This window comes from Candidatus Nanobsidianus stetteri (assembly GCF_003086415.1).
Classification (GTDB): domain Archaea; phylum Nanobdellota; class Nanobdellia; order Nanobdellales; family Nanobdellaceae; genus Nanobdella; species Nanobdella stetteri_A.
In genome coordinates, this window is record NZ_QEFP02000002.1 from 1 (window position 1) to 4,316 (window position 4,316).

A 4,316-nucleotide genomic window follows, 5' to 3' on the forward strand; every position below is an offset into this window, starting at 1 on the left:
TTATTTTTATATACTAAAATACCATGTGCTAGTTCGTGTATAAAAGCTGCTATAAATATTGCAATTATTGTTTGTGCTATAGGTAACGTTATAGGACCATACGATATACCAGGCAATGCTGGGGCATATGTTGGGGTTTTTGTTAAAATTCCAAAAAATAGGAAGAAAACTGCTAAAGCTATTAATATTGGACCTAAAATTAATGATGATATTGATAAAAATTTTGAAAATTTTGTATTAGCAATTTTTTTCATTATTTCCATTAATTTTTTTGTCCTAAACATCCCATAAATAAATTTATAATCTGTATTTTCTTTTTTAAAAATTTTTAAAAATATAAATATTATATTAATAACTAAAAAAGTTATTAATATGCTAAGAGCACTGCTATTTGATATATATAAATTATAACTCATTTACTTAGTTTGTTTTCCAGCTACTAATGTAATCTCTGATTTCTTTGGTCTTAGTGCTGTTGATTTACATTTTCTACATCTAACAAGCCCAGCTCTTACTTTATCAGGATTTGCTCTAATCCTAGCCCCACATTTTCTACATATAAATATCCTATCAAATTTCCTTGCTTTAATCTCTGGTAATAAGTCTGAAGCCATTATAAAAATAGATTATCAATAATATTTATAATAATTTGTATTCTGCCATATTTATATATAAAGGACCTTGGGGTCTTAATATACTTTGCTTTATATAAAATCTGTCTATTAAAATATCATCAGATAGATATTTAGATAATTTTTCAATTGATTCTCTAAATTCTTTTTTATTTAATATTTCTTTTATTCTATACAAAGTAATATGTGGGGAAAAATTATAATCTCTATCAATTTTTATTTTATATAATTGTTCATCTATTAAATTATGTAAATTAATTATATCTTCATATCCTTCATATATACCCATCCAAACCACTCTATCTCCAAAAGTTCCAATATTACCAATTTTTATACTAAATTTATTATATTTTACATTATTTAATTCTTCTTTTATTTTTTCAAATATATTTGGTTGAACATCTCCAATGAATTTTAATGTTATATGAAAATTTTCTTTTTCAACAGGTTTTCCATATATACCTCTTAAACCTTTTCTAATTTTTTCTATTTCATCCTTTATATTTTCTGGTAAATCTATTGCTATAAATATCCTCATAACAAAATTATTACAAAAAACATAATATAAATTATATAAGAGAGGTATTCTTGCAATTTTCTATTTTTTCTATTGTTTAAAATTGGTATAACAAATTTATAGTTTGATAATGGGTATAATGGAGTAATTCCAGAAACTGTTAAAGAATCTTCAATAATATGTAATAAAAATGCTAAAGAAAATAAATAAAATATTTTCATTATAAACAATCCTAAAAGGAAAAATATTATTATTGGAAATATTGAATGGGTAAATCCTCTATGTTTAAATAATTTTAATAAAAATAAAATAAATAGATAGTATGGAAATAATAAATATTTTAGAATTTTTGATTTATTTATATTTTCATATTGTTTATTTGCCCAATTATAAATTTTATAATCATAATCCGGTATTACACAAATAAGTCCAACAATTATTGATATAATTATTGAAGATACCTTGTCAAAATTAAATATATAGAAAAATATAATATATGTTATAAATGATGACAGTGCTTGATGGAGTCTAATTATCATAATTCTTATCAATACTTAAAAGGTATTAAAGTATATGGGTGATATAGATTATGATAAAATAATTAACAATTTACTAGAATTTGAAAAATATAATGAAGTTCTATTTGGTTTTAAAAAATATTTGGATAGTATAAAAGAAGATATAGATAAATTAAAATCTGAAATTGAAAATAACAAAGCAGAAAATAAAAAAATAGAAGATAGATTGAATTTGTTAGAAGATAAGTATAATAATATTTCAAATGATATAAAAAATATATATACTTTATTAGATGAGATAAATAAAAAGATAACTGAAATAAGCAAAAGATTAAATGAAGAATATATAAATGAGAAGATAGATAATTATAGATATAAATTATTATTGGAAAAATTAAAGGAATTGGATGGTATATAAATTAGTAATTGTAGTAAGAAAGGATTTAGATATTGGAAAGGGAAAATTATGTGCTCAAGTAGCCCATGCTGCTGTTGAAGCTGTTTTAAATCAATTGGAAAAGGATAAAGATATAGTAAAAAAATGGAGGGAAGAAGGTGCAAAGAAAATTGTTTTATATGTAAAAAATTTAGATGAATTAATGAATATATATAATCAATCTATATCATTAAATTTGAATACTGTTTTAATAAAAGATGCCGGATTAACACAATTAGAGCCAGGAACTATTACTTGTATAGGTATTGGTCCAGATATTGAAGAAAAGATTAATAAAGTAACTGGTTCATTAAAATTATTATGAGCGAAGAATTAAAGGATGTATGGAATGTAGAAATAAAAACATCTTTTGATGTAAATAATATAATTTATGAAAAGAAAGTTTTAATTATAATTAAAAATCATTCTCCATATATTAGAAGATTTGAAGTGGGGACTAAATATATAAATATAGAAGATCAATATGAAGCATTAAAATTTAGAATGCATTATAATTTAATTTCTCCAATAGTAATATCTATAGATAAATATAGAAAAGAAACTATTGAAGTTTTAATACCAAAGGTAAATCATCATTTAGGAGATAATATTATATTTTATGTGAAAAATCTTGATAAGAATGAAGAAAAAGAAATACAATACAACTTATAAAAATATAGCAAAAAGAAGAATTTTTGAATTGTATAAATTAGCTATAAAAAATATAGATAATATTGATTTAGCTAGAAGATATATATTTATATTATGGAAGATAAAAAATAAGGCGAGGATAAGATTACCAAAAGAATTGAGGAATAAATTTTGTAAAAAATGTTATACCCCATGGGTTGTTGGAAAAACATTACAGATAAGGATAAGGAAGGGTAGAATTATATATAAATGTTTATATTGTAATAGCGTGAAGAGGTTTATAATAAGAAAGGTTTAAAAAACATTTATTTTATAGATAATCTTAGGGCGGCCAAAGTGGCCGGGAAACACCCGTACCCATTTCGAACACGGAAGTTAAGCCGGCCCACGTCCGTGTGAGTACTGGCGATAGCCGGGAAAGCACGGAAGCCGCCCGACTAAATTTTTAAAAATTTTTATGAAAATTATACTACTATGGACTCACACCATATAGACATACATCCCTTTGGGGGAGGACGGAATAGAGTCTGATGGATATATAATAATAGGCTTAGATGAGCTTTTGCAAATAGCAGAAGAGAATGATGGAGAGTTAAAGTTTATGTTTGCTAGACAAATAGCACCATACCAAATAGAAACAAAATCATCATTATTGTATATTAAAAAGATAATAGATGAAGCTGGAGATGATATAAAAAAGGTAATTTTAGATATCCTACAGTGGGGAGAAGATGATTTTTCTTGGGGTAACATAGAAAAGAGAATATTTGTTGAACCTCAAACATTAGATGGAAAGAAATATTATATAGCAGCTCAATCAAAATCTCAACTGAAGAAAAATATTAAAATAAGAGATGTATATTTAGATATCAAGGAAATAGGTAAAATGATAAAAGAAACAGGATTTGAATATATGGAAAAAGCTTTAGGTTATTTAATACAAAAAGGAAAGGTAACTAAGATCAAGGTAAATGCTGACAAAGGAAAAGTAATTGAAAAAGATGCAGTAAATATATTAGACTTCTGGGGATTAGCAACATTATATTACATAGGTGAAAAATCTAAAGATATTTTCGGAATTGATAAGTATGAAATAAAAGAATTTAAAGATAAAATAAAGTTAGCAAATGGAGATGAATTTGATATATCTGGATATGAATTAATCTTCAAATATAAAGGAAAAGAATTAAAGTTTAGAGTATATGATGCAAGTCATATTTATAAAGAAGAAAGCGAGAAATATAAAAAGGAAATGAACCCATATATAGCTTTAGCATTATTGTCAGGAAGTGGATATATATTACTTGAAGAGAACCCAGAAAAACCATCAATAAATCCAGCAATAATACATCTCTATAGGGAAGCAAAGAAGAAGACAGGTTATGATATATTATTATTTGAATTAGATGAGCAAAAACTAATAGAAAAGGGAATAATTGGTAAAGAAGATTATGTAAAACTTATAGATAATGATAAAATTAAAAAAGTTATAAATATTATAAGTAAAATATATGGAATATAAAATAATAGATATAATCAAAGATTTAGAAAAGTTTTCTCCA

9 protein-coding genes and 1 rRNA gene are annotated in these 4,316 nt (G+C 24.0%); 6 read left to right on the forward strand and 4 right to left on the reverse strand.

Annotated features, from left to right (window positions below):
* The 4 genes from DDW03_RS00140 to DDW03_RS00155 all read right to left on the reverse strand — a co-directional run.
* A partial coding sequence (locus tag DDW03_RS00140) for a hypothetical protein (RefSeq protein ID WP_228615038.1) occupies positions 1 to 416 on the reverse strand: 416 nt, incomplete at its 3' end.
* Complete coding sequence (locus DDW03_RS00145; RefSeq protein ID WP_228615039.1) at positions 417 to 614, reverse strand: hypothetical protein; 198 nt, start codon at positions 612 to 614, stop codon at positions 417 to 419.
* Between the two features lie 25 nt (positions 615 to 639).
* A complete protein-coding gene (gene thpR, locus DDW03_RS00150) occupies positions 640 to 1,170 on the reverse strand; it encodes an RNA 2',3'-cyclic phosphodiesterase (RefSeq protein ID WP_228615040.1) in 531 nt (176 codons plus the stop codon).
* Complete coding sequence (locus DDW03_RS00155) at positions 1,167 to 1,688, reverse strand: metal-dependent hydrolase (RefSeq protein WP_228615041.1); 522 nt, start codon at positions 1,686 to 1,688, stop codon at positions 1,167 to 1,169. Before DDW03_RS00155 ends, thpR begins: the two co-directional genes overlap by 4 nt.
* A gap of 34 nt (positions 1,689 to 1,722) precedes the next feature.
* Here DDW03_RS00155 and DDW03_RS00160 point away from each other — a divergent pair, with 34 nt between their 5' ends.
* From DDW03_RS00160 to DDW03_RS00185, 6 genes are all read left to right on the forward strand, one after another.
* On the forward strand, positions 1,723 to 2,085 hold the full coding sequence (locus DDW03_RS00160; RefSeq protein WP_228615042.1) for a hypothetical protein: 363 nt from the start codon (positions 1,723 to 1,725) through the stop codon (positions 2,083 to 2,085).
* Complete coding sequence (gene pth2, locus DDW03_RS00165; RefSeq protein ID WP_228615043.1) at positions 2,075 to 2,428, forward strand: peptidyl-tRNA hydrolase Pth2; 354 nt, start codon at positions 2,075 to 2,077, stop codon at positions 2,426 to 2,428. The genes DDW03_RS00160 and pth2 overlap by 11 nt, the downstream gene beginning before the upstream one ends.
* Entirely contained in the window at positions 2,425 to 2,775 is a 351-nt protein-coding gene (locus tag DDW03_RS00170) for a hypothetical protein (protein WP_228615044.1), read from the forward strand. The genes pth2 and DDW03_RS00170 overlap by 4 nt, the downstream gene beginning before the upstream one ends.
* Complete coding sequence (locus DDW03_RS00175; RefSeq protein WP_228615045.1) at positions 2,744 to 3,052, forward strand: ribonuclease P protein component 4; 309 nt, start codon at positions 2,744 to 2,746, stop codon at positions 3,050 to 3,052. Before DDW03_RS00170 ends, DDW03_RS00175 begins: the two co-directional genes overlap by 32 nt.
* Before the next feature lie 25 nt (positions 3,053 to 3,077).
* Positions 3,078 to 3,192 (forward strand): 5S ribosomal RNA (gene rrf, locus DDW03_RS00180).
* Between the two features lie 67 nt (positions 3,193 to 3,259).
* Entirely contained in the window at positions 3,260 to 4,276 is a 1,017-nt protein-coding gene (locus tag DDW03_RS00185; protein WP_228615046.1) for a hypothetical protein, read from the forward strand.
* The last annotated feature ends 40 nt before the right edge of the window (positions 4,277 to 4,316 follow it).

Bases quoted from the DNA above. Each gene is read 5' to 3' on its own strand.
- pth2 (WP_228615043.1), top strand. From the start codon at position 2,075: ATGGTATATAAATTAGTAATTGTAGTAAGAAAGGATTTAGATATTGGA.
- DDW03_RS00160 (WP_228615042.1), top strand. From the start codon at position 1,723: ATGGGTGATATAGATTATGATAAAATAATTAACAATTTACTAGAATTT.
- DDW03_RS00155 (WP_228615041.1), bottom strand. From the start codon at position 1,688: ATGATAATTAGACTCCATCAAGCACTGTCATCATTTATAACATATATT.
- DDW03_RS00145 (WP_228615039.1), bottom strand. From the start codon at position 614: ATGGCTTCAGACTTATTACCAGAGATTAAAGCAAGGAAATTTGATAGG.
- DDW03_RS00170 (WP_228615044.1), top strand. From the start codon at position 2,425: ATGAGCGAAGAATTAAAGGATGTATGGAATGTAGAAATAAAAACATCT.
- thpR (WP_228615040.1), bottom strand. From the start codon at position 1,170: ATGAGGATATTTATAGCAATAGATTTACCAGAAAATATAAAGGATGAA.
- DDW03_RS00175 (WP_228615045.1), top strand. From the start codon at position 2,744: ATGAAGAAAAAGAAATACAATACAACTTATAAAAATATAGCAAAAAGA.